The sequence below is a fragment of the Paenibacillus sp. PK3_47 genome (assembly GCF_023520895.1).
Lineage (GTDB): Bacteria > Bacillota > Bacilli > Paenibacillales > Paenibacillaceae > Paenibacillus_AQ.
Window position 1 is genome coordinate 3,764,826 of the sequence record NZ_CP026029.1, and the last position, 19,854, is coordinate 3,784,679.

General features: G+C 53.1%; 17 protein-coding genes. 15 read left to right on the top strand and 2 right to left on the bottom strand.

The window, feature by feature from the left end; translation table 11 throughout:
• Nucleotides 1-292: 292 nt before the first annotated feature.
• The 6 genes from C2I18_RS16695 (at nucleotide 293) to ltrA (ending at nucleotide 8,536) form a co-directional block, all read left to right on the top strand.
• Entirely contained in the window at nucleotides 293-1,111 is an 819-nt protein-coding gene (locus tag C2I18_RS16695) for a nucleotidyltransferase domain-containing protein (protein WP_249896892.1), read from the top strand.
• Nucleotides 1,112-1,135: 24 nt separating this feature from the next.
• Nucleotides 1,136-2,602 carry a 3' terminal RNA ribose 2'-O-methyltransferase Hen1 gene (locus C2I18_RS16700; RefSeq protein ID WP_249896893.1) on the top strand — a complete coding sequence of 489 codons (1,467 nt, stop codon included), beginning with the start codon at nucleotides 1,136-1,138 and terminating at the stop codon, nucleotides 2,600-2,602.
• Nucleotides 2,595-5,207, top strand: a complete 2,613-nt coding sequence (locus tag C2I18_RS16705) for a polynucleotide kinase-phosphatase (RefSeq protein ID WP_249896894.1) — start codon at nucleotides 2,595-2,597, stop codon at nucleotides 5,205-5,207. The genes C2I18_RS16700 and C2I18_RS16705 overlap by 8 nt, the downstream gene beginning before the upstream one ends.
• A 19-nt stretch (nucleotides 5,208-5,226) precedes the next feature.
• Nucleotides 5,227-5,784, top strand: a complete 558-nt coding sequence (locus C2I18_RS16710) for an RNA 2'-phosphotransferase (RefSeq protein ID WP_249896895.1) — start codon at nucleotides 5,227-5,229, stop codon at nucleotides 5,782-5,784.
• Between the two features lie 26 nt (nucleotides 5,785-5,810).
• On the top strand, nucleotides 5,811-6,326 hold the full coding sequence (locus C2I18_RS16715; RefSeq protein ID WP_249896896.1) for a mismatch-specific DNA-glycosylase: 516 nt from the start codon (nucleotides 5,811-5,813) through the stop codon (nucleotides 6,324-6,326).
• Nucleotides 6,327-7,144: 818 nt separating this feature from the next.
• Complete coding sequence (gene ltrA / locus C2I18_RS16720) at nucleotides 7,145-8,536, top strand: group II intron reverse transcriptase/maturase (RefSeq protein WP_249896897.1); 1,392 nt, start codon at nucleotides 7,145-7,147, stop codon at nucleotides 8,534-8,536.
• An 83-nt stretch (nucleotides 8,537-8,619) separates the two neighbouring features.
• Here ltrA and C2I18_RS16725 read toward each other — a convergent pair whose 3' ends face one another.
• Nucleotides 8,620-9,579, bottom strand: coding sequence for an MraY family glycosyltransferase (locus tag C2I18_RS16725; RefSeq protein ID WP_249902141.1), 960 nt, complete (start codon nucleotides 9,577-9,579; stop codon nucleotides 8,620-8,622).
• A 94-nt stretch (nucleotides 9,580-9,673) separates the two neighbouring features.
• Between C2I18_RS16725 and C2I18_RS16730 the strand changes: the two genes are divergently transcribed.
• Nucleotides 9,674-10,357: a YjjG family noncanonical pyrimidine nucleotidase gene (locus C2I18_RS16730; RefSeq protein ID WP_249902142.1), complete on the top strand. Its 684-nt coding sequence runs from the start codon at nucleotides 9,674-9,676 to the stop codon at nucleotides 10,355-10,357.
• A 134-nt stretch (nucleotides 10,358-10,491) separates the two neighbouring features.
• The gene (locus tag C2I18_RS16735; RefSeq protein ID WP_249896898.1) at nucleotides 10,492-11,178 is read left to right on the top strand and encodes a copper amine oxidase N-terminal domain-containing protein; all 687 of its coding nucleotides are present in this window, start codon (nucleotides 10,492-10,494) and stop codon (nucleotides 11,176-11,178) included.
• A gap of 76 nt (nucleotides 11,179-11,254) precedes the next feature.
• On the opposite strand, the gene C2I18_RS16740 is transcribed toward C2I18_RS16735, so the two are convergent.
• Nucleotides 11,255-12,232, bottom strand: coding sequence for a ring-cleaving dioxygenase (locus C2I18_RS16740; protein ID WP_249896899.1), 978 nt, complete (start codon nucleotides 12,230-12,232; stop codon nucleotides 11,255-11,257).
• 166 nt (nucleotides 12,233-12,398) lie between these two features.
• Between C2I18_RS16740 and C2I18_RS16745 the strand changes: the two genes are divergently transcribed.
• From C2I18_RS16745 to C2I18_RS16775, 7 genes are all read left to right on the top strand, one after another.
• Entirely contained in the window at nucleotides 12,399-13,217 is an 819-nt protein-coding gene (locus C2I18_RS16745; protein WP_249902143.1) for an AAC(3) family N-acetyltransferase, read from the top strand.
• A gap of 887 nt (nucleotides 13,218-14,104) precedes the next feature.
• The gene (locus C2I18_RS16750; protein ID WP_249896900.1) at nucleotides 14,105-14,257 is read left to right on the top strand and encodes a hypothetical protein; all 153 of its coding nucleotides are present in this window, start codon (nucleotides 14,105-14,107) and stop codon (nucleotides 14,255-14,257) included.
• Between the two features lie 575 nt (nucleotides 14,258-14,832).
• Nucleotides 14,833-16,251, top strand: coding sequence for an RtcB family protein (locus C2I18_RS16755; protein WP_249896901.1), 1,419 nt, complete (start codon nucleotides 14,833-14,835; stop codon nucleotides 16,249-16,251).
• 102 nt (nucleotides 16,252-16,353) lie between these two features.
• Nucleotides 16,354-16,545 (top strand): hypothetical protein, encoded by a 192-nt coding sequence (locus C2I18_RS16760; protein ID WP_249896902.1) that lies wholly within the window; start codon nucleotides 16,354-16,356, stop codon nucleotides 16,543-16,545.
• Between the two features lie 213 nt (nucleotides 16,546-16,758).
• Nucleotides 16,759-17,874 carry a slipin family protein gene (locus tag C2I18_RS16765; RefSeq protein WP_249896903.1) on the top strand — a complete coding sequence of 372 codons (1,116 nt, stop codon included), beginning with the start codon at nucleotides 16,759-16,761 and terminating at the stop codon, nucleotides 17,872-17,874.
• A 160-nt stretch (nucleotides 17,875-18,034) separates the two neighbouring features.
• The gene (locus C2I18_RS16770) at nucleotides 18,035-18,967 is read left to right on the top strand and encodes a manganese-dependent inorganic pyrophosphatase (RefSeq protein ID WP_249896904.1); all 933 of its coding nucleotides are present in this window, start codon (nucleotides 18,035-18,037) and stop codon (nucleotides 18,965-18,967) included.
• 195 nt (nucleotides 18,968-19,162) lie between these two features.
• Nucleotides 19,163-19,735, top strand: a complete 573-nt coding sequence (locus tag C2I18_RS16775) for a hypothetical protein (RefSeq protein WP_249896905.1) — start codon at nucleotides 19,163-19,165, stop codon at nucleotides 19,733-19,735.
• Nucleotides 19,736-19,854 lie beyond the last annotated feature (119 nt).

The window sequence follows — 19,854 nt, forward strand, 5'->3', positions numbered from 1 at the left end:
AATTATACAACAGTACAGTAAGGAGGTCAGGACAAATGAACGGATATGAGAATAAGCTGCAGCCGGGTAACTCCAATATTTTTAATAACGTCAATAACCCTCATTCTCATTCGTTCATTTGCCCGCCTGCTTATATTGCTCAGCCTAGGCAGCGGCAGGTCTAAGCCGGACTTCTTTTGCTGTACACCGGTGTTAGAGCAGCCGTATGTTCTGCTGATAGGCATAGCGGGGCCATGGACGATGACGTCCATGGCCTTTTTGCATACTTGAAGATCTGAAGGGAGAGAAGAGAATGACCGAAATAGAACAATCCATCCTGGGCGAGCTGCGCCGAATAGAGTCAGAAGATAATGTCCGTATTCTGTATGCCTGCGAGTCCGGCAGCCGGGCCTGGGGATTTCCGTCAAGGGATAGCGATTATGATGTGCGGTTTATCTATTTGCGGCGACCGGAGGACTATCTCTCGATTTTTGAACAGCGGGATGTCATTGAACGCCCAATCAGCGATTTGCTGGATATTAACGGCTGGGATCTGAAGAAGGCTCTCTTGCTGTTCCGCAAATCCAATCCGCCGCTGCTGGAGTGGCTGCAGTCCCCGATCAAGTATGAAGAAAATTATAAGGTGGCTGAGCAAGTCCGCAGTCTTTCACCGCTTAGCTTCTCGCCCAAGTCCTGTATTTACCACTATCTGAATATGGCCAGGGGCAATTACCGGGAGTATCTTCAGGGCAGTGAAGTCAAAATCAAAAAATATTTCTATGTGCTTCGGCCGCTGCTGGCCTGTGCCTGGATTGAGAAATACGGTGAGGTTCCTCCCCTGGATTTTACAGTGCTGGTCAATGATCTGATTCCGGAAGGCAGCGAACTGAGTGACACTATACAAAAACTGCTCCTCCGCAAAATGTCCGGTGATGAGCTGAATCTGGAGCCCCGGCTGGATGACATTAACGATTATCTGGAACGGCAGATCTCTCATTTTGAAGCAGCGGCTCCCCGTTTAGATTCGGGTAATGGTATAGCAGATGACACGCTGGATGAGCTGTTCCGCAGTGCGCTGCTTGAGGTATGGGGGCAGGAGAGCCGCTGGACTGCAGCGAGGCCCGATCAATGACAGGAATAAGGAGTGATGCAGACGATGCATTTAATTATAAAAGCGGCAGGGGAAGGGGCGGGAATGCTCTCCCACCTGCTGGCCAAAAACCCGAATAATCTCTACGACCGGAACGATAAGGAAGCCAGGGTACGGATTGTGTTCACTTCTTCTTCCGAAGAGGAAGCGGAGGCTGTCATTTACGTTACGCCTGATCCTGTGGAACTGGTAAAAGGGGCTTCTGCAGCCCACAGTGATATTACGCAGTATATCAACGACCGTGAATTTGTAACGAGCAGCCTGTTCTGTTCTTATATCCGCGCCGCGCTCGGGACTGCCCTTAACGGCAAGCCTAAAGAAGCTGTTTTACCCTGGGTTGAGTATCCCTTGACGCTTACGCTGTCGTTCGGGCCGGTAGCCTCCAATTTGCCTGACCACACGCTGGAGGAACTGTTCTCGGCACTGGGTTACAAGGTACAGGTGGAACGCGGAAATGCGGAATATTCCTTTGACCTGAAAAACCGCAGCTCCGTCCGTTATCTGAAGCTTACGGGGAAGCAGACACTGCAGACTGCACTCAGACAGCTGTTTGTGCTGATTCCGGCGCTGGATGATTATAAGCACTACTATATCAGCGGGGAAGAAGTGGACAAGATCAGACGGTATAGCGAAGGCTGGCTGGAAGAACATCCGCTGCGCGGGCTGATTCTTAAGCGTTCACTGCGTTTCGCCGATGCGATCAAGCAGTATGAAAGTCAGGCGGGCAGAGGGGCTGCCCGGAAAATTACAGAAGCGGGACCTGTTCCGGAGGCTGAAGGATTAACGGAGGATTCAGGCGGAGCACCTGCGGAACCTGCCTTCCAGGGGGATAAACCGCCGGTACCCGAGCCTCCCAAGGTCCGCTTGAATGATCTGCGTTATGCAGCTATTGCTGATGCGGTAGAGAGTCTTGATGCCAGGGGGAGTGTTGTTGATTTCGGCTCCGGCGAAGGCAAGCTGTCTGCCATCCTGGGCAGTGTGCCGGGTGTGCGGGAGATTAAAGCGGTGGAGCCTTCCGCGGTGTCACAGCTGCGTGCCTTGGAGCGTTTTGCCAAGCTGGAAGGCAAGCCGGGTGTAATTGTGCCTGAGCCGGTCACGGGCTCGCTGTTCTATTTCGATGAGTCTCTGCGCAGCAAGGATATAATAATTCTCTGCGAGGTTATTGAGCATATTGACGAGCATAGACTCGGCAGAGTGATGAATACTATTTTGGCACAGTACGCCCCAAGGACTTTAATTGTCACCACACCAAACAAGGAGTATAACGCGGTGTATGAGATGGACAGGGAGGAGATGCGCCACGGGGATCACCGTTTTGAGTGGACCCGGGAGGCTTTTGCCGCGTGGTGCGCAGGCTGGACAACGGAATTTGATTATTCGGCAGAAATAAGGGGCATCGGCGAAAGTTCGGAAGAGTTCGGCTGCCCGACCCAGATGGCCATATTTACAAAGGAGGCAGCATCCCATGACTGAAAGACAGCAAGGGCAGCGGGTGATCCCTTTTCCGCATGGAGGGATTATTGTACTGGTGGGCCCTTCCAACAGCGGTAAAACGACACTTCTCCGCCGGCTGGTGGAAGAGGGAACGCTGCTGCAGACGGAAATCGTCTCCTCTGATGACTACCGGACGCTGGTAGGGGATATTGATTACGTCGAATGGAAAGGCCGGCCCCGTGAGGAAGCGGATATTGTCTATAATGACTACCAGAAGCTGTCGAAACTGGCCTTTGAGGCAATGAATACGATAGTCGGCATGCGCTGCAGGCTGGGCAGACTGACTGTGGTTGATGCCACCCATCTGCTGCCTGAATACCGTGCCAAATACATTGAGCTGGCCGCAAAGCATGATCTGCCGTGTGCCGCCTGGGTCCTCGATGTGCCGGAGCAGATCCTGCTTGAGCGGGATAAAGGGCGTGAGCAGCCGCGCGGCAGACAGCGGGTGAAAGCGCAGTATGCCCAGTTCAGGCGTTCGCTGCGCGGTATGCGCGAGGAAGGCTTTGAATTCACTTATTTTCTGAAAGCAGAAGAGGATGTCCGGTTTATCCGAAAAGAGAACCCGCTGCTGCTGGATATCGGCGCCGGATTTGATGTCATTGGCGATATTCACGGCTGTTATGATGAAATGCTGGAGCTGCTCGGACAGCTTGGTTATACGCCTGATGATGAGGGTTTGTTCAGACATCCCGACGGAAGAACGCTGATCTCTGCCGGGGATGTAATGAGCCGCGGACCGAAATCACTGGAGACGCTGAGCTTCTGGAAGCAGCATTGCGATGCCGGAGCCGCGCGGATGATCGACAGCAACCATGGCTGGAAAATTGCCCGCTATCTTGATGGCCGCAGCGTTACGCTCAGTCACGGAGACGAGAAGTTTGCTGCGGAACTTGCGCAGTATGCCCGGGATAACGGTGACGGGGCTGCGGATGCATTTAAAAAAGAAATGAAGCAGTTTCTGCTCTCTGCGCCAAGTCATCTGGTTCTGTGCAGTAACGGCGTGCGCAGGGTTGTTGTTGCCCATGCCGGCATCCGTGATGAATATATCGGCAAACAGTCCAGGCGGATTTCGGATTTCTGCCGCTACGGTGACACGGAGGGGACAGACGGCAGCGGGAAGCCTGTGCGCAAGGAATGGTATGTCGAGCATGATTCCGGGGAGCTGATTGTCTGGGGCCATGATCCAAGACCATATCCTGCTGTGGTTAAGAATACGATTAACATTGATCAGGGGGCTGTCTTCGGAGGGGCATTGACTGCATACCGTTATCCGGAAGGGCAGTTTGTCAGTGTCAAGGCACAGCAGGACTATGCCGGAGATCCGGACAGCCCGCTGATCCGCTGGGAGCGCGGCCGGTTCGCCCCGCCTAACTTGCGGAAATTCGTGGAGGGCTATTCCGTCATGACGGAAGCTTATGGTGAACTCTCTGTCCGCGGAGAATTCGTGAAAGCGGCTATAGACACGGTGTCACATTTTACAGTTCCGCTTGAGGAATTGGTCTACATTCCGCCGACGATGAGTCCGCCGGCTGTTTCTGCAGATGAGGCTTATCTGGAGCATCCGCGCGAGGCTTTTGACTATTTCCGCGCCCAAGGCGTGCAGAAGATGATTGCTGAGAAAAAGCATATGGGCAGCCGGGCGGTGCTGCTGCTGTTCCGCGATGCCGGGGCTGCGGTATCCTATGTCGGACGCCCTACCCTGGGCACGATTTATACCCGGACAGGCCGCTCTTTCTTTGACAGCGCCACAGAAGCCGAGGTGCTCTCCAGGCTGAATGCCGATCTGCATGCTGCTGGTTATTTTGTCAAACACAGCACGGACCTGCTGCTGCTCGATGCCGAGATCATCCCGTGGAACCTGAAGGCGCGGGAGCTGATCGCGACCCAGTATGCCCATGTCGCGGAAGCTGCCCAGATGGACCGGGAGCATCTGTTGGAGAAGCTGAAGGAAGCGGAGCAGGCTGGCCGGGATGTATCCGGCTGGGTGCAGGAGATGGAAGAAAAGCTGAAGAATGCGCGGGTCTTCCGTGAGGCTTTTCAGAAATACTGCTGGGATGTCAGCGGACTGGAAGGGGTCAGGATTGCCCCGTTCCACACGCTTGCACACAGCGGGCAGAGTTATTTTGACCACAGCCATCTGTGGCATATGGAGCATAACCGCGAGCTGGCCGGCGTTTCGCCGCTGTTCATGGAGACGGAATACCGCATTATCAGCAGTGAAGCTGATGAGGCGGAGGTTATCCGCTGGTGGGAAGAAATGACTGAAGACGGCCATGAAGGGATCGTCATCAAGCCTGAGGTGTTCATCACCCGTAACGGCAAATCCATGATTCAGCCTGCAGTCAAAGTCCGGGGCCGCAAATATCTGCACATTATCTATGGCATGGATTACCTGCAGCCGGAACATCTGGCCAGGCTCAAGCAGCGCAAAACCGGTAAAAAAGAACGCCATGCCCTCATGGAATGTGCGCTCAGCGCCGAATCGGTGGAACGCTTCATCCGCAAGGAGCCGGTGGAGCGGGTGCATGAGTGTGTCCTTGCCGCCCTGGCGCTGGAGTCTGATCCGGTAGATCCGCGGCTGTAGAACAAAAGAGGTGAGAGTAATGTTGAATCACAAGGCTGAAGTATCTCTCAGCAAATATATGACCAAGCTCCTCCGGCATACCCCGGAGGAAGCCGGGCTGATGCTTGACCCCGAAGACGGCTCCTGCCTGCTGGAAGATCTGCTGGCTGTAATAACAGCTGATCCCAAGTGGTCAGAAATTTCGGAGGCGGATATCCGCCAGGTGGCCGCAAACAGCGAGAAGCAGCGTTTTGCCCTTGAAGGGGACAGGATCAAAGCCAGATATGGGCACAGCCATACCAAGGTGGCATACAGTCCCGGCACGCCGCCGCCGGTGCTGTACCATGGCACTTATGAAGAGGCTTTATCCCTCGTTCTGAAGGACGGTCTGAAACCGATGGGCAGGCAGTATGTCCATTTATCGGAGGGTCTTCATTTTGCCAGCCTGGCCGGACGGCGCAGAGGCAGGCTGGTGCTGCTGGCGGTAGATACGATTAAAGCTGCGGAGTCTGGTGTAACCTTCTATTATGCAGGCAACGAGGTGTGGCTGGCAGGGCCGGTTCCGCCTGAATGTATCACCCTGCACGAAGAAAATTAATCCGCGGGAGCCGGGAGGGGAACAGGATGAATGAGGTACGGGATCATCTGGATCACGGACTGCAGATTGTTTTTATCGGGTTCAATCCCAGCATCCGCTCGGGGGAGCTGGGCCATCATTATGCCAATCCGCGCAATAACTTCTGGCGGATTCTGGAGCGGTCCGGCCTGACAGACCGCCTGTATACAGCCGCCGAAGACGGCGAACTGCTGAAGCTGGGCTACGGCTTCACGAATATTGTAGCCCGGCCGACGGTAGGGGCGGAGGATATCACCCGTGAGGAATATACGGAAGGGCGGGAGCAGCTGCGCGCCAAGCTGGCACTTTACCGCCCGCAGATTGCCTGCTTTGTCGGCAAAGGCGTCTACACAGAATTCAGCCGCCGGAGCAAGGCCGGATGGGGCTTTCAGGAGAGTGTACCGGTTGTTGACGGTGTACGCGAGTTTGTGGCCCCGTCCTCCAGCGGGCTGGTCCGCATGCCGCTGGAGGAGATCGTGGATATTTACCGGCAGCTGTATTTGTTCACGCAGGAGGGGAGTTAGGGGGGCGCCATCTGTAAGTGGAATTTCTCCATTTAATTCTCCGATAAATACCGGTATTACAAAACTTGCTGGAAAAACTCCACTTAAATCTACCGGATGAGTCACTAACAGCCATTATCCACCTGAATAGCAGGAGAATTTCCAACTAAAGCTCATAAATAAGGAAAAAGGACCGAATTAGGTGGAGGAATTCCAACTGAGCTTTGTAGCGTTCCCGCTATAGCAGACTTTGCCGCACTCTAGTAATTACATCAGCACTTAGAACACCTGCCGCTTACCCTTTTCCGGGGATCGGCAGACTTGCACTGATTGTGCCGGAGACCCGATCTCAGAGCGGCTAACAGCGGCGTGGTTTCATCTCCAAAAAGAAATACCCCGCCCTTCATAAAGGGCGGGGTATTGTTCTGGTACGCCCAGCATGGGCGTCATCTCTAGGGTGAAAGTCCCGAGCGGGGGCTGGCAAGCGCCTACCGTTAGCCAAGGGCAAGGGTGTCTACCGCGAGGTGGAATCTGAAGGAAGCCGGAGGCAAAAGCACGACCTGAGGTACACGAATCCAATTTGAGGCGGTTGCAGCCGGATGAGTCACCTAGACATGACGAAATCCTAAGCTGCCAAGGGCTGCAATCGTAAACTTGGGCAGGTGCGGGCGGAAAGATGACGTTCTTATCTGGGGAGGCCTGTCCGGTATGCAAGGAAAAAAAACTTGTAACCGTAACCGAGAGGTTGCGCTGAACGGGCAGGAGTCAGCAGAGGCCATAGTACGTAAACTGTTGCAACAGTTTACGGAAGGGCTGAACCGAAAGGAGAGAGGAAACCGATGCGTTCGCATGAAGAGCAACGACAGCCGAATATCTCGCAAGAGAGCTGCCAGCAAAGAGAAGCGGTGAAGCCGCCAGGGTATGCTGGAGCGCCGAGTTCTTCGTCGGCACAAACCGCCCCTCCCTCTCGCAAAGCAGCGAACAACTTGCTGGAGCGAATGCTCGAAGGAGACAACCTTCGGCTCGCGTATAAACGAGTGGTACAGAACGGAGGAGCCCCCGGTGTGGACCATGTAACGGTAGCGAATCTACAAGCTTACTTGAAAACACATTGGGAACCGGTGAAAGCCGAACTTCTGGCGGGAACTTACAGACCTGCGCCAGTCAAACGGGTGGAAATCCCCAAACCCGGAGGCGGCGTACGGCTGCTGGGCATCCCGACCGTGATGGACCGTTTTCTCCAGCAGGCTCTTCTACAAGTCATGAATCCGATCTTTGACGCAGAATTCTCGTGGTACAGCTACGGCTTTCGACCCGGGAAAAGTGCACATGACGCAGTAAAACAAGCGCAAAGATATATCCAAAAGGGTCTGAGGTGGGTCGTGGACCTCGATCTTGAGAAATTCTTTGACCGGGTAAATCACGACATGCTGATGGCGAGAGTGGCGCGGAAAGTGACAGACAAAAGAGTGCTGACACTGATTCGCGCGTATCTAAACGCCGGAGTCATGGTGAATGGAAAGCTGGAGCACAGCCAGGAAGGAACGCCGCAAGGCGGTCCGCTGAGCCCGCTTTTGGCAAACATTCTACTGGATGATCTGGATAAGGAATTGACCGTACGTGGCCTGCACTTTGTGCGCTATGCGGACGACTGTAATATCTTTGTGGCGAGCAAACGAGCTGGCGAACGGGTCATGGAATCGGTTAGCGGGTTTGTAGAAGGAAAGCTAAAACTGAAAGTGAACCGGGAAAAGAGTGCAGTCGCCAGACCTTGGCACCGGAAGTTTTTAGGATTCAGTTTCCTGAGCCAGAAACAGGCAACCATTCGATTAGCACCGAAGACCATTTCGCGATTCAAGGAGAGAATCCGTGAACTGACAAACCGAACGTGGTCCATTTCCATGGAAGAACGAATTTGCCGACTAAACCGTTATCTGATGGGGTGGCTTGGCTATTTCCATCTAGCGTCGGCGAAGAAACACCTCCAAACGCTGGACCAATGGATTCGGAGAAGGCTGCGAATGTGCCTGTGGAAACAATGGAAGCGAGTGCGCACACGAATCCGCGAACTCCGGGCGCTTGGGGTGCCTGAGTGGGCCTGTTTCACGATGGCCAACTCGCGGCGAGGCGCATGGGAAATGTCCCGGAATACAAATAATGCCCTCCCGACTTCCTATTGGGAAGCGAAAGGGCTGAAAAGCTTGCTTTCACGTTACTTAGAGCTTTGTTAACCTTTTGGAACCGCCGTATGCGGACCCGCATGTACGGTGGTGTGAGAGGACGGGGGCTTGCAGCCTCCTCCTACTCGATCTTATCAGGTCTCAATCAGCAGCAGAATAATCGAAGACAGCGACAGGCACACGCTAGCCAGGTAGAGCACGGCAACAACCTGCTTCTGGTTGAGTCCGGCTTTGAGCAGGCGGTAATGCACCTGTGTGGCATCGGCCTGGTAGATAGACTTGCCTTGAAGAAATCTTTTGACAACAACAAAGATGTTATCGAAGATCGGTACACCAAGCGCCAGAATCGGGATGAACAGCGACAGCACGGTTGCCTGCTTGAACGCCCCGTCGAGGGCGATTACCGCCAGGATAAAGCCGAGAAAGGTTGCGCCGGCGTCGCCCATGAATATTTTGGCCGGAGCTTTATTGTACCGCAGATAGGCAAGCGTCACGCCGACAAGAGAGATTGCCATGATGGCTGACATGGACTGTCCTTTGGCCAAAGCGACAATGAACAGGGTAACGGCTGAAATTGCGGTAAGCCCCCCGGCCAGCCCGTCCATGCCGTCGGAGAAGTTAATCACGGTTGTGACGCCGAAGATCCAGATAATCGTCAGCAGGAACTGCAGAATGACCGGCAGGGACACATAATCCCCGGAAAAGGGATTGATGAAGCCTGTAAACGCATTGCCGGACAGAAAGACGAGGATCGCAGCGGTAATCTGCACAATGAATTTCGGCAGCGCCGGGAAATCCTTGCCTTTGGTTTTGTACCAGTCATCGATTGTACCTATAGTGAGCAGAAGCACGCCTCCGATGAACAGGGCCAGCGTCTCCAGCGAGAAATCACGGGCAAACAGCAGATATGTAATGAAAAATCCGAGAAAGATGGCGTAGCTGGCTGTCAGCGGGATGGGATTCCTATGTATTTTGCGCTCGACATCCTGGCGGGGCTTGTCCACAAAATCAAGCCGGAAAGCGAGCCTGCCAAGTGGAGGAATCAGCAAATAGACGATTATAAACGACACCAGAAACGATAAAACGTATAAAATGACAATCACCACCGTTGATTATTTTGAGCAAACCTGTCTAAATTATAACGCAGAAGGATACCTATTGTCGACGAGACGCAAAATGGAGGGAATTATGAAATACGAGGTTATTTTGTTTGATGCGGACGATACGCTGTTTGATTACGGTATGGCTGAAGGGCAGGCTTTTTACAATGTATTTGCCCATTTCGGGCTGCCTACGGGGGCTGAGGAGTACGGGGCGAGCTACAAGGAGATTAATCAGGCTTTGTGGAGTGACCTGGAGCAGGGAAAAATTACTTCCGCCGCGCTGCGGGTGGAGCGGTTTAACCGTCTGTTCGCACGCCACCAGCTGGAGTACAGCCCTGAGGAATTCAGCGAAGCTTACTTGCGTTTTTTGGGAGAAGGGACGTATCTGATTCAAGGGGCGGCAGAGCTGTGCGGGCAGCTTACCGGCTGCAGGCTGGCGATCATTACGAACGGGATCAAGGATGTGCAGCTGTCCAGAATCCAGGGCTCGCCGCTCTGTAACACTTTTGAACAGATTATTATTTCCGAGGAAGCGGGCAGCCAGAAGCCGGAGGCTAAGATTTTTGAGTATGCGTTCCGGAAGCTGGGGATTGAGGATAAGAGCAAGGTGCTGATCGTCGGCGACTCGCTGACCTCGGATATCCGGGGCGGGATCAACTTCGGCATAGATACGTGCTGGTTCAACCCGCTGGGTAAAAAGAATGAATCCGGGCTCCAACCGACCTATGAAATCCGTGAATTGTCTGCGCTGCTGGAGATTGTCCGTTAAAAGCATTCCCGGTGCAGCCATGTCCATTATGTGTGATTTTGGCAATTTGCGAGTTGAACACCTCACTCCGTGTTAAATATATTAAGACGCTGTGTTCATGTTAACAACATCATAATATACGGGAGAGGATTACGATGAACAAAAAATGGCTTATTGCCGCCATAGCGGCAGGCATGACTGTAACCGGCTCGGCCGGTGTGTATGCGGGTGCGAAGCTGGATGAGATCAAGGCGTATTTGAACCGCAGCATCGGCGTGGTGGTGGATGGAAATCCCTACTGGCTGAGGGACGGTAACGGTAAAACCTTATCTCCAATCACTTACCAGGGCCTGACGTATCTGCCGGTGCGCTCCATCGCGGATGCCCTGGATGTGCCTATCACCTATGATGCTGCAAATTATAAGGTGCGGATTGGTACTGGGGCTGATTCGGTATCCACACCGGGTGATTCGGGCAGTAATACAGGCGGTAATTCAAGTACCCCTGCTCCCGTGGAAACGACAATACGGCCGGTAAATTTGCCTAAGGACTTCCCGATTCCGGCAGATGCGGTGATTGCGACTACGCTGGATACAGATGCTAACGGTGTGAAAAAAGCGGCTTTCTCCTATTCTACCCAGGAATCGCTGGAAACGATGGGGTTTGTGTACAATGAGTATGCGAGGATTAAACGGCTGGATAATGCATCCCAGGCCGTCAGCTCTACAACTGTAAAAATCAGCGGCAGACTTGGCGGCACCAGTCCGGTGTCCATAACAGGCAAGCCTTCAACGGCCCGGCCGGGCTTCAACATCTTCACAGTAACCTGGTCGGAGAGCTAAAGAACCCTCTGTATGCCAAAAGACTCCAGGCGCTTCCATATGCGCCTGGAGTCTTTTAGGTTCTTGCCGGTGCTGATTATTGCCGGGTATCCAGCGGCTTGAGGTGAGCTTCAATCTGTGCGCGCTTTGATTCGAGGAACGGCGGCAGGGCAAGCGATTCGCCGAGATGCGCAAGCGGTTCGTCTGTAGCAAAGCCCGGCCCGTCAGTAGCCAGCTCGAACAAAATGCCGTTCGGCTCACGGAAATAGAGGGAACGGAAGTAGAACCGGTCAACGAACCCGGAGTTCGGCAGCTGTGCGGAGCGGATGTGCTCGACCCACTGCTTCAGCTCCTCTTCGTTATCCACCCGGAAGGCTACATGATGGACGCCGCCGCGTCCAAGGCGCTGCCCCGGGAGATCTGTGCGCTCTTCCAGATGCACCTCCGCACCGGAACCGCCTTCTCCGGTTTCAAATACGATGACATCCGGCTGACCGGGGGTCAGGGAAGGATAGGTGCTCTTGCGGCTGAAGCCGAGGACCTTCTCCAGCACCAGCGCGGTGTGCTCTGACGCTTCAACAGTCAGATGCGCGGGACCGAGGCCGGTAATGCCGTATTCCTGCGGAACCGGGCTTTTGGCCCAGGGACGGCCTGCGGCCACGCCCTCATTGTGCTCGTCTGATACGAGAATGAACCGCTGCCCTTCATGGTCGCGGAATGCCAGGGTAAGACGCCCGCCGCGGCTTACAATTTCATCGTGCTCAACGCTCAGGCTGCTGAACCGCTGTTTCCAGTAATCCAGTGATTTGTCATCCGGAACGCGCAGGGAGAGTGCGGAAATGCTGTTGTTGCCGTCACGGTTGCGCCCTGCATTCGGAAGCTCGAAGAAGGTCAGCTCAGTCCCCGGATTGCCAACCTCATCACCGTAGAATAAATGGTAGACCGAGATATCGTCCTGGTTGACTGTTTTTTTAATCAGGCGCAGGCCGAGCACTTCGGTATAGAATCTGAAATTTTCCGGCGCCTTGGCGGTAATTGCGGATACGTGGTGAAGCCCTTTTAATGTTAAACTCATGGTAGGTTCCTCCTGGAAATGTGGGTTTGTGTTACAAATCATGTATGTTGAAGAGGGATACGGTAAATATAATTCATGAGTAAATTTAAGTTACTATAATTTTAATAGTGAAGTGCGTATTTTGCAAGCAGGGATTTAATTATTATGGATGGGGGACAAAACTGTGATACATACTGCAGAAAGTTTAAAGGAGCAGCTGGCGGAAATGGGAATTGACCCGCGGGGGACGTTACTGGTCCATTCCTCTTTAAAAAGCATCGGCGAAGTGCAGGGCGGTGCGGATACGGTGCTGGATGTGCTGGCGGACTATATGAAGGACGGACTGCTGGTGCTGCCCACGCATACCTGGTCCTATATTAACGCTGAGAACCCGCGGTTTTCCGTATTGGAGTCGCCTTCCTGTGTCGGCATCCTGCCGGAGCTGTTCCGCAGGCGTGAAGGGGTGATCCGCTCCTGGCATCCGACCCATTCCGTGGCCGCTCTGGGCACAGATGCCGGGGACTTTACCGCCGGAGATGAACGCTGGGACACACCCTGTGCACGGGGATCAGTGTATGGAAAGCTGCTTGACCGCAAAGCGGACATTATGCTGCTCGGTGTGGATCTGCGGCGCAATACCTTTATTCACGGCATAGAAGAATGGGTGGATATTCCCGGCAGAATGACGGATGATCATGAACAGCTCTACACCGTGACTCCAGCAGGAGAGGAAATTTCCGTGCCTTCGCGGAGGCATTGCGGGCTGTCATGGTCGCAGCATTTTTGGAAGGTGGAACAGGTGCTTGAGGACGGGGGGGCCTTGAGAAGAGGAAGCTTCGGAGATGCGGCTGTGATGATCTGCGGCACTGGGGAAACGACGGAGATCATAAGCAGGATGCTGGCGGATAACCCGGATCTGTTCTCGGATAACGAACCGCTGACAGGCGAAGCTGTACCTGAGCCGCTGCCGCCGACATCGCGGGAGAAGCCGGAGTATGGCCGGTAAGGACGGGTTTTGGCGGGAAAAGTGATGTAGGTACTGGAAATTTAAGGTTGACACTGTCTGGAAAGACATGGTAAGCTGGCAACAAATTTAAGGACCGGATTAGGTCAAGGGGGTGCAGGAGCAATGATGACGCTAAATCGCTATGAACAGAATCAGTATCCGGACCGGAGCAGTGAGATACTTTCTGCCGATTTGCCGAGATTTGCTGCCTGTGAAGACGAGACTAATAGGATACGCAGCTCCCCCTTGCCCCAGGGTGTTCAGGTATAACCTGCACCTGGAGTTTCAGGTATTGGGAATGAAGGCTGCGTACACCGCAGCTTTTTTGTTTGGTCTTTTGGACCGGGGAAGAAGGCTGGGGGCGCAGCCTTTTTTTATTGTCTTTGCATTGGGCTGAAGTGTGCTGATGCGGCGGCGGGAGAGCGGAAATGAGAGGTGAAAATACCTTTGAATTCGGCAGAAGTGGCGGAAACGCGAGAATGAGAGGTAAAAGTACCTTTGATTTCGGCAGAAGTGACGGAAATGCGTAAATGAGAGGTAAAAGTATCTTTGAATCCGGCAGAAGTGGCGGTAACGCGGGAATGAGAGGTAAAAGTACCTTTGATTTCGGCAGAAGTGGCTGGAATGCGTAAATGAGAGGTAAAAGTACCTTTGATTTCGGCAGAATTGGCTGGAATGCGTAAATGAGAGGTAAAAGTACCTTTGATTTCGGCAGAAGTGGCGGAAACACGGGAATGAGAGGTAAAAGTACCTTTGATTTCGGCAGAAGTGGCGGAAACGCGTAATTGAGAGGTAAAAGTACCTTTGAATCCGGAAGAAGTGGCGGTAACGCGTAAATGAGAGGTAAAAGTACCTTTGATTTCGGCAGAAGTGACGGTAACGCGTAAATGAGAGGTAAAAGTACCTATGAATTCGGCAGAAGTGGCGGAAATGGGGGAATGAGAGGTAAAAGTACCTTTGATTTCGGCAGAAGTGGCGGAAATGGGGGAATGAGAGGTAAAAATACCTTTGAATTCGGCAGAAGTGGCGGAAACGCGTAAATGAGAGGTAAAAGTACCTTTGAATCCGGCAGAAGTGGCGGTAACGCGTAAATGAGAGGTAAAAGTACCTTTGATTTCGGTAGAAGCAGCTGAAGAGCAGATGAAATTAAACGGGAGGAGAGAGAATCATGAAGACAAATTTCAGCAGATATGAGCTGTGGAGCGCGCAAAATGGGAGAGTCGAGCGGGATGAACGGAATGAGCGGGATGAGCGTAATCTAACCCCCGGGACCGATATATCCATTCGGTTTGAGCAATATCCCATCAGTGGGCAATATTTCGGGGATAAGCTGAATATCCCTAACGAGCACGACACATGTATATCCGGCCGTCTTCATGATCCTCCTCCCCCTTCCGTAAGACGGAGGGATAGGCGTCTCATGGACTGCAGCGCATTTGCGCTGCAGCAGGAGCACCTGAGCTTAAGCACATCCATGCTATAGCAGCAGGTGCCCCGGGAATCGGGCTGCCGGATCACGTGTACTCTCTGCTTGCCGCTGTACAGGCGCGGACAGGGGGCAGACGTGACCCGGCAGCTTTTTATTTTTCATAACAGAAACAGGAGGAGAAACCTAATGAATCGTAACAGCAAATTTCACGGAGCCAATCATTATGAGCTGGAGCTTCCACACGGGGCGCTGCATGTGTTCGCGAATGAGGAGATTTATGAGTCTTTTGAAGACAAAGTGTTTGAAATGGCCGATAATAATTTGCGCATTCCCCGTAACAAATATATGGGCTACACACCGGATGCGCATGTCGGCGTAGGAACCTGCATCGGGACCACGGCTGTGTGGAACATGAAGGACGGAATGGTCTCCCCATCGATCGTCGGTGTCGATATCGGCTGCGGGATGCGGGTGCACACGACACCGCTGCACAAGTCGGATCTGCAGGATAAATCAGTCCGCCGTAAGCTGATCGAAGCAATCGAAAAATATGTGCCGACGAACGAGCGGATCAATACCAATTATGCGGACATCGATATCATGGAGGTTGTGCGCGGCGGGCTGAACGGGCTGCCGGAGAAATACATTCCTTCGCCGCAGTGGATCACGCATGTCGAGGAGAGCAATTTCCGCTATGACCATGCCGCGCTCGAAGCACTGCCGCCCAAAATTCGCAAAAATGCCCACGGACAGCTCGGAACACTTGGCAGCGGTAATCACTTCTGCGAGATACAGTACCTGGAGATTGCTGAGGAACAACGTGAGCTTGCCGCACGCTGGGGATTGTTCGACGGCGGGGTTGTCGTGATGATCCACTCGGGTTCTCGGGCCTGGGGGGCGATGGTCGGCCGGGAACACACGAAGGTCATTAAGGAAGCAATGCATCTCTGGGGTGTAAGCAATCCGGATCCTAACCTGAATTACGCGCCGATCGCCAGCCGTGAAGGGCAGACTTACTTGAATCTGATGTATTCCGCACTTAATTTCGCCGTGACTAACCGGCACATGATTGCGTTCGGGGTGCAGGAAGCTTTCCGTGAGCTGTACGGGCCGCAGTTTGAAATGCCGGTGCTGTATGACCTGATGCATAACTATGCGTTAAAAGAATTCCACCGCGGCCAGCCGATGCTGGTGCACCGTAAGGGAGCTACGCGGGCGCTGCCGCCGGGGCATTTTCTCAATACACCGGTGTATAAGGAAACAGGCCATCCGGCGCTGATCCCCGGCTCCATGGGAACCTCCTCATACATCATGCTGGGCCGCGAGCAGGGGATGAAGAACTTTTATTCCATCTGCCACGGCGCCGGACGGCTGCGTTCCCGGAGAGCTACACGGCTTGCAGTAACAGTGGATGAATTCAGCCAGTCGCTGCGCGTAGGCACGGACGATGAGATCATCGTCAACCACCGCTCCCTGGAGACGATTCTGGATGAATGTCCGCAGGCGTATAAGGACGTGGATCAGATTATCGACAGCATCACTGGAGCGGGGCTTGCCGATGTGGTGGCCAAATGCAAACCGATGGCAGTGATCAAAGGAATTTAACTTTATTAATCTAGGATTTCCCAGTTATAATAGATTCGGGTAATTAGCCAATCTGTCTGTGAAGCGAGGATTTCTGAATGATCCCGCAGTGCCATCCATCCTATGGAAGGGTATGCTGCAGCAGATCCGGCATTTATCCGCCAATTCGGGGTTCGAATCCCCATCGCCTGTGACGCGACTCTGGTAGAAAAATGCGCAATAGCAAACTGTAAAGACCTTGGCGGAGATTCCGGCCTGGCCTCCGGCCGGGCACCGGAGGTGCTGCCTTGCAGCCGGGCGGATACCGGAGAATAAGAGAGCGTACGGAGCGCAAAACATGTTCGGGTGTACCTGGAACAGGCTGCAGTTTAACCTGAACCGGCCATCCTGGAATGTCCGGCTGCTCCTGCGTACCCCTTCTCCTTAAGACCGGCTCCGCAATACTGCCGGAGGAATCTCTGCTGCCGGGGTTGACCATCAGAAGAACTGCCTGCAGTCATACAATCAGGGCGGGTTCAGGAGGATAGTATGTTCAATAAAATAACGGTGGCTGCCGATGAACGCGGGCTTTTGTTCAAACGGGGCAGCTATGATAAATATTTGGTGCCGGGTACATACTGGTTGAACCGTTTTGCAGAACAAGAGGTGCACAAATTCCACTTAAGCGAGCCTTTTGTTGTACCGGGAAAGGTGCTGGCGGTATTTTTGCAGGATGAGGAACTGGTGCGTGACCTGGAGATTGTGAATGTGGCAGATCATGAAGTTGTACTGCATTACGTGGACGGCAGGTTTAGCAGTCTTCTTCCTCCCGGGCAGCATGCGTTCTGGAATAAACTGAGCAAACATTCCTTTCTGCGGATCGACAGCCGCCAGCCGGAAATTGCCCCGGAGATCGATCGGTCGGTCTTGGCGCGTATTCCCTATTACACACAGAGCTTTGAGGTTGCCGCCCATGAGACAGGTATCCTCTATTACAATAATGTACTGCAGCGCGAGCTGCCTCCCGGCAAATATGATTTCTGGAAAGGTCCGGTCAAAGTGGTTGTGAAGACGGTGGATCTGCGGCAGCAGCAGATAGATATGACAGGCCAGGAAATGCTTACAGAGGATAAAGTCAGCCTGAGACTAAATTTCGTCTGCCGGTACTCTATTGTTGACCCGCAGCGGGTACTTGGTATCAAATCCGTTGAGGATCACATTTATATCAGTCTGCAGCTGGTACTCAGGGAGTATGTCGGCAGCCTGAAGCTGGATGATCTGCTGCGGATGAAGCAGGAGGTCGGGGCTTTTGTGCTCTCCAGGCTGCAGGAGCAGAGCGATGCTTACGGTGTACAGTTCCACTCCGCCGGGGTGAAGGATATTATTCTTCCAGGAGAGATCAAGGATATCCTCAATACCGTACTGCTGGCCGAGAAAAAGGCGCAGGCGAACCTGATCACCCGGCGTGAAGAAACCGCGTCTACCCGCAGCCTGCTGAACACGGCGAAGCTGATGGACGAGAACAAAACGCTGTACCGCCTGAAAGAGCTGGAGTTTCTGGAGAAAATCAGCGAGCGGATCGGCAGTGTCTCTCTGACCGGCGGCGGTACGCTTGCAGAACGGCTTGGTCAGCTGCTGATCCCTGACGGGGGCGGCAAGCAGTAGCCTTCTGAATCCGCCAACCTGCCAGGCGGAGTTTTCCGCAGGCAGGTTAATTTTTTGCCGTGATACCGGGCATTGTAAACTCTTCTTGGACACAATCTGGCTACTCCCTATCAATGTATGGTATATTAATCTCACAAAAAACAAAGTAAGGAGATTGGAAATGGAAAAAACACTGGTCTTTGGACACAAAAATCCGGATACGGATACCATTTGTTCAGCAATTGCTTATGCCGCACTGAAGAAGGAACTGGGCTGGGATGCCGAGCCTGTCCGTCTGGGAGAAGTTAACGGTGAGACACAGTATGCCCTCGACCAATTCGGAGTTTCTGCACCCCGTCTGGTAGAAAATGTTGCAGGCGAAGCGGCACAGGTTATTCTGGTTGACCACAACGAGCGCCAGCAAAGCGCAAACGATATCGATCAGGTGCGTGTTGTTGAAGTAATCGACCACCACCGGATTGCCAACTTTGAAACTGCACATCCGCTGTACTACCGTGCCGAGCCGGTGGGCTGCACAGCGACAATCCTGAACAAGCTGTACAAAGAAAACGGAGTAACGATTCCCAAGGAAATCGCCGGCCTGATGCTGTCCGCTATCATTTCCGACTCCCTGCTGTTCAAATCCCCTACCTGCACAGAGCAGGATGTGGCGGCTGCACATGAGCTGGCTGAAATCGCCGGTGTGAATGCAGAAGAGTACGGCCTGTCCATGCTCAAAGCCGGTGCAGACCTGAGCGACAAGAGCATTGCCCAGCTGATCTCCCTGGATGCCAAGGAATTCACTATGGGTGCCTACAAGGTAGAAATTGCCCAGGTTAATGCTGTGGATGTCAATGATGTCCTCTCCAAGCAGGCGGAGATTGAAACTGCGCTGAACGTGATTATTAATGAAAAAGAACTGGATCTTTTCCTGTTCGTAGTAACAGATATCCTGAACAACGATTCCGTAGGTCTGGCGCTGGGCCGCATTGCCGGTGCAGTAGAGACGGCTTACAATGTGAAGCTGGAAGACAACAAAGCCCTTCTCAGAGGCGTTGTATCCCGCAAATCACAAATCGTACCTGTGCTTACCGAGACGATTTCCAAGCTGTAACTCCGGCTTGACGGCCGTAAATTCAGCAGAGTTAGAAGTAACTCATATCAAAAGTGCAGCCCAAGAGCCGGCTGTGCCTTCCTTAACCGGAATGGTGCAGCCGGCTTTTTTGTGAGCCTGTATTTTTTTGATGGACAGCAACTTATTTCCAGCAGGGGAGTATAATCAGCATATGATCAGAGCGGGGGAAGCAGAATGGGCAAATTAAGAAAGACAGTTTTGGGAGCTGTATGCCTGATGACTTTGTCCGGAGGGACCGTGCTGTATGCGGCTTCAGGCAAATCGGAAATTGCGCTTTATTTGAACAATGTGCTGCAAAAACAAACAGGGCTGTTGTCCGAAGGGGTTCCATACCTGCCGGTCAAGCAGTTAGCCGGGGATCTGCATGCGCTGCTGTCGCTGGACGAATCAGGGCAGACCGTCCGTCTCTACAAGCCCAATGTGAATTTAGTACTGATTGATAATAAAGGGAAGATCTTTGGCAAGGTGCGGAGCGGAATCGACACAACCTTTTCGGTTCTGGTACAGGTGGATCACTTGAAAACAGATATTTCAGATATGAAAATACTGCTCATCGACCCGGCGGGCACTGTGAAGACGATTGATAATCAGCCGATCAAAGAGAAGAGTGAAAGCTTCTGGTTCAAATCAGTAGAATTCTCCGACAGCTTTAACGCCAAAGGGGCTTATACCATTCAGGTGTATATGAAGGCATCCGCCGCGAAGGAATGGTCGGTTGTCTCCGAAATGGAAATTACCACAATATAAGAAGTTACTGTTCCCGGAGCGGATGCTTGAGGCGGCCGGCACAAACAGGCCGGTGCTTTGTGTCCGGCTTTTTGGTTTTCCTGTACTTTCTGCTACACTAGGGGTAATGACACCAACAG

Bases quoted from the DNA above. Each gene is read 5' to 3' on its own strand.
- C2I18_RS16695 (WP_249896892.1), top strand. From the start codon at position 293: ATGACCGAAATAGAACAATCCATCCTGGGCGAGCTGCGCCGAATAGAG.
- C2I18_RS16700 (WP_249896893.1), top strand. From the start codon at position 1,136: ATGCATTTAATTATAAAAGCGGCAGGGGAAGGGGCGGGAATGCTCTCC.
- C2I18_RS16705 (WP_249896894.1), top strand. From the start codon at position 2,595: ATGACTGAAAGACAGCAAGGGCAGCGGGTGATCCCTTTTCCGCATGGA.
- C2I18_RS16710 (WP_249896895.1), top strand. From the start codon at position 5,227: ATGTTGAATCACAAGGCTGAAGTATCTCTCAGCAAATATATGACCAAG.
- C2I18_RS16715 (WP_249896896.1), top strand. From the start codon at position 5,811: ATGAATGAGGTACGGGATCATCTGGATCACGGACTGCAGATTGTTTTT.
- ltrA (WP_249896897.1), top strand. From the start codon at position 7,145: ATGCGTTCGCATGAAGAGCAACGACAGCCGAATATCTCGCAAGAGAGC.
- C2I18_RS16730 (WP_249902142.1), top strand. From the start codon at position 9,674: ATGAAATACGAGGTTATTTTGTTTGATGCGGACGATACGCTGTTTGAT.
- C2I18_RS16735 (WP_249896898.1), top strand. From the start codon at position 10,492: ATGAACAAAAAATGGCTTATTGCCGCCATAGCGGCAGGCATGACTGTA.
- C2I18_RS16740 (WP_249896899.1), bottom strand. From the start codon at position 12,232: ATGAGTTTAACATTAAAAGGGCTTCACCACGTATCCGCAATTACCGCC.
- C2I18_RS16750 (WP_249896900.1), top strand. From the start codon at position 14,105: ATGAGAGGTAAAAGTACCTATGAATTCGGCAGAAGTGGCGGAAATGGG.
- C2I18_RS16755 (WP_249896901.1), top strand. From the start codon at position 14,833: ATGAATCGTAACAGCAAATTTCACGGAGCCAATCATTATGAGCTGGAG.
- C2I18_RS16760 (WP_249896902.1), top strand. From the start codon at position 16,354: ATGGAAGGGTATGCTGCAGCAGATCCGGCATTTATCCGCCAATTCGGG.
- C2I18_RS16765 (WP_249896903.1), top strand. From the start codon at position 16,759: ATGTTCAATAAAATAACGGTGGCTGCCGATGAACGCGGGCTTTTGTTC.
- C2I18_RS16770 (WP_249896904.1), top strand. From the start codon at position 18,035: ATGGAAAAAACACTGGTCTTTGGACACAAAAATCCGGATACGGATACC.
- C2I18_RS16775 (WP_249896905.1), top strand. From the start codon at position 19,163: ATGGGCAAATTAAGAAAGACAGTTTTGGGAGCTGTATGCCTGATGACT.